This window comes from Acinetobacter sp. SH20PTE14 (genome assembly GCF_021391555.1).
Lineage (GTDB): Bacteria > Pseudomonadota > Gammaproteobacteria > Pseudomonadales > Moraxellaceae > Acinetobacter > Acinetobacter amyesii.
This window is the reverse complement of record NZ_CP090072.1, coordinates 1-3939: the sequence shown is the minus strand read 5'-3', so window position 1 is coordinate 3939 and position 3939 is coordinate 1. Positions and strand designations below refer to the sequence as shown.

Genomic DNA, 3939 nt, shown 5'->3' with positions numbered 1-3939 from the left:
ATATATTTGGCTTCGGAGCCACGTATATCGGTCGTATCCGCACATAGTTTTGCTGACTATGCAGACAAGGACTCGAAGTCTTGCACCTCGCTCCACGCGCTCCCTGTCGTTACATTGCCTGTATCTCTGCGAGGGTTTCCCCAACGTACAACTTAACAAGTCCTATGTAACTACTCCCAACGCTCCGCCTATGTGAAGTTCCCCTGTAAGCGGTTTAGCCTTTCGACTATAGCCATATAACGCCAGTGACACTTATTCCTACCACACGTTATATGTGTCTAACCGATAAAACGGGCGCACAGAAGTAGACAAAGCTCGACCTTTGAGGTGCTTATTTGATGGTTTTAGTATCTAAATTAACGAAAGTTTCAATCTAGGGGCTTGTTAAACTGTATCACTGCTTTAAAATAGGAAGTGGTACATAAGCCGTAAGGTGAATATCGTGACGGTCGTCAAACCTCCGATCATTCGTTAGTTGATGTTAGAGCATCAAATAACTGTACCCCCGAATGTAAAGGAAAAGCCTCTTAAGTTGCAAGACTTAAGAGGCTTTTTTCTTATTTAATTATGCTATTAATAATAGCTAAAGAGTATTAAGGCTCAATATCTAAACCAAATTTGTTCAAATTAGAATATTCATATGGAGCATCTTCTGCTGGATAGCGTAATTTCCCAACACCATAAATTTGTGCAATGCTCCACAAAATACTTTCACCAGCAGGTAAAGTTTTTGGCTGAATTTGATAAATTGAATCCTGATAAGCAGTATCACTATCAATAAATCTCCAACCGTATTGGTTAAAAGAATTAATTATGTCCCCTAACCAAGCAGCGTTAATTGCCCTAACATGAAGTAAAAGAATATGCTTGGGTGAACGTCCTAACGTATTCACTGCTAAACCATCATAATATTCCGCTCTATCAAGTAAATGAGCGATATATGCTTGTTTCAACTTATCTAAACTTTCTTGATCATTCTTATTCTTATATTTTAAAAATAGCTGATTGTAATACCAATCACTGGCATCAATACTAACAGCCCCTGATTGGTATTTATGAGCGGAAAGCCACTCTCTCACGCCATCCCTTTTTTCTACAGTATTTCCCTCTTTCAAAAAGGGAAAGCGGTAACGTGGTACAAATCCTTGTAACGAAGAAAATGCCTGATGCCCTTGCTCCATATCAACTAAATAATCAGTAAGTGTTACATCACCTTTATTTAGATTTAAATGTAAATTTCCATGATTACCTATACGATGTCCTTGTTTTCCCCATTCTGAAATAATATCTAAGCCCTGTTTTCCTCCAATTTTACTGATACTAGGATAGACAATAGCTGAAACATTATTCGCCTTTAATGTTTTTAGAATATCGTTATTTATTTGCAGAGCATCCAAATTACTTTCTGGATTCAAACCATCATCAAAACTAAGAGCAATATCTTTCGCAAAAACCAAACTAGACAAACTAAGACATATACTTAAAATAACTTTTTTAATCACTAATAAACCTCATAAAATTTATCAACCAAACCTTATTCCATAACTACGTTTTGGCTCATTTATTTCTTTAACTTGCTGACTTGCATTTCTAATGCCTGTAATTGCTCGATCAAGGCTTTGTTTTGTATCTTGAAGTCTTGCACTTGAAAGCTCAAGTTGCTTACTTGCCGAACTAATTTGTTCAAGCTCTCGTTTCGGGTCTGGTCTGTTTCGCTGATATTCTCTAAAAGCTTCTTGAATGCTTCCCTGACGCTCTGATTGTCTTGCTTGGTACTCTCGAACATCTTGAGTAAATCGGCTTCCCTCTGCTGTTGTTGCGCCTGTACTTGTTCCAAGGCTTCGAGTAAGTGCTTTTCTAATTCGGTCATCAATTAATACCCCATCGGAACCATTAGGCTGCCATTCTGCCAAGTCGGTGCGTCCTTGTTCACTAGAACGCATAAGCGTTTGCGATCTTTGTTGTCTATGCAGTCTTTCAGCTTGATATTGCCCCCCTTGTTCGCTAAGTCCTGTATAGCTAGGTTCTGTTGGGCGATTATCTCTGCGTTCTTGCCGATTTTGTGACTCTGATAGGCTAGGATTCCCCACATCACTAAAATGGCTGTAATCACGGCTATGGCTACGATACTCCAAGTTTTTAACATAGTCGGGAGTAACCGTCTGTTCTGCTCTTGGATAGCGGAGTTCATTGCTCTCTCGTTTTCTTGTAACAAGTCTTTCAAGCGTTGCTCGTGCTTCTTGAACTCTGTCGCTACGACTTGTTCTGTATCTTTCGCTTGCTCGCTCGATGTCTGCTCGAAGCTCTTTGCCAAATCTAAAATCTTGCTCATAGATCATTCCTTTAAGACGAATGTTTTTACCCCCATCAGGGTCTTTAATGCTGATTGTTTTTGGTGTAGTCCTAGCAATCTCAAAGCCTGCGGATTCAAGCGCTTTAATCACATCATCACGGTTTTGGATACGTCCACTTTCAGCAACGCTTAAAAGTCCATCTGTGATGATTTCTGAGGCTTTTTGCTTATGCTTTGGCAAAGCATTAGGAGTGCATAACTCACGCTTATTTAGAGGGTCATTAGGGTCATGTAGCTTGTAATGATCATTTACTAGGTCTTTCCATGCGTTTAAACGTGGGCGATCTGCTTTGTCGTAGTAAGGCTGTAGGCGTTTACCGCTTTGAAGCTCCACATTTGCTACAACGAAATTAAGCTCTAGGCGGTCTTTATCTTGGTGCTGTACCCATAGAATTGAGTATTGATCTTTATCTATACCTGGCATCAATACACGTTCAAAACTATCCATGATCTGTTGCTTTTGGTGTTCGTCTAAATCACGTTCTGCAAACGATAAAACACCCGATGTATATTTTTGAGAAAAGTTAGTGCTGTCAATCAATTGAATCATTTGTTCAGGGTCGCCACGGTCTAGCCTTGCATCTTCCCGATCTCGGTCTTTACCAAGTAAATAATCCACGGGACCACGCCCCGAACCTGCACCACGACTATGTATTTTTATGATCATTGTGCAATCTCTGAAGCTCTCGCTCTATACCTGATAAAGCTGTGATTATTGCTATACGGTCTATTGCTGAACTTGTTTTACTTTGCTGATTAACCAATCTAGCTATCTGATTTAGGTTATTTCCAATGCCTGCAAGTTGTCTTAATAATTTTGGGTCTACTTCAATGACTTTGCTTTGCTTTGTACGTTTTTCACTTAAACAAGTTTCACGCATCCAACTTGCAAGGCTAGCTGTAGTACATCGGTCTAAAAGGGCTTGATGTTCTTCATCAGTTAAACGGATTTTGATTTCCTTTTGTCTTTTCACTATTTCTTTTTTGGTCATGCCTAAATCAGATCCTCGGTTCATAACCGTACAAAGAAAAAATCTATGATTTTTCTCTTTGGGCGGTTTTCGGGGGTGTCGGGGGTGAAGCCCCTGATCCCAGTAGCACAAAAGGGACGAAGTCCCCTTTGTGTATGCTGGCTTCTAATCATAATAGCATGTTGATTACAGGCCGACAAGATTCGCTAGAATATTGGCTGCATGTGATCAAAGGCTATCTGTGATTAGATCGGTATTGGATAAGTCGTTACAAGATTATGGACAATCGCAAGCGACCGCCTTTTCTGATCTATGCACAAACACTATGCATAACTCCGCATAAATCATAGATTTATACGTTGAGTTACACACAGGTTTGATGCACAGGAAAAGTCTTTGCCCACAACCGTTGTTAACTCTTTTCAGTAATAGTTTTTTTAAAATAATTATTCTTAATATATAAAAACAAATGCTCTCAACTTCTCAACTCGCCCCCAAAGCGTCGGGCAAGCCCTTTGGCTTTGGTGAACGGTTGAGAGAGTTTCGGCAATACTCACCCTAAGGGCGGTCATTTAAAAAAATGACTCATCCCTTAAGTATTGCCGATTTACCTGT

Annotated in this window: 2 protein-coding genes and 2 pseudogenes; all 4 read right to left on the bottom strand. The window is 39.8% G+C overall.

Annotation, left to right across the window (positions count from 1 at the left end; all coding sequences use genetic code 11):
* Window positions 1-593: 593 nt before the first annotated feature.
* The 4 genes and pseudogenes from LXF01_RS17470 to LXF01_RS17460 all read right to left on the bottom strand — a co-directional run bounded on the left by LXF01_RS17470 (window position 594) and on the right by LXF01_RS17460 (window position 3345).
* Window positions 594-1502, bottom strand: coding sequence for a polysaccharide deacetylase family protein (locus LXF01_RS17470; protein WP_233945592.1), 909 nt, complete (start codon window positions 1500-1502; stop codon window positions 594-596).
* Between the two features lie 371 nt (window positions 1503-1873).
* Window positions 1874-2272 (bottom strand): annotated as a pseudogene (locus LXF01_RS17640) (hypothetical protein); the annotation flags it as partial.
* A pseudogene (locus LXF01_RS17635) lies at window positions 2172-3020 on the bottom strand (relaxase/mobilization nuclease domain-containing protein); the annotation flags it as partial. The pseudogenes LXF01_RS17635 and LXF01_RS17640, both read right to left, overlap by 101 nt.
* The gene (locus LXF01_RS17460; RefSeq protein WP_166137874.1) at window positions 3001-3345 is read right to left on the bottom strand and encodes a MobC family plasmid mobilization relaxosome protein; all 345 of its coding nucleotides are present in this window, start codon (window positions 3343-3345) and stop codon (window positions 3001-3003) included. The gene LXF01_RS17460 and the pseudogene LXF01_RS17635, both read right to left, overlap by 20 nt.
* Window positions 3346-3939: the final 594 nt, after the last annotated feature.

What these genes read in the sequence shown, in the direction of transcription:
- LXF01_RS17460 (WP_166137874.1), bottom strand. Translation starts at nt 3,345, where the DNA reads ATGACCAAAAAAGAAATAGTGAAAAGACAAAAGGAAATCAAAATCCGT.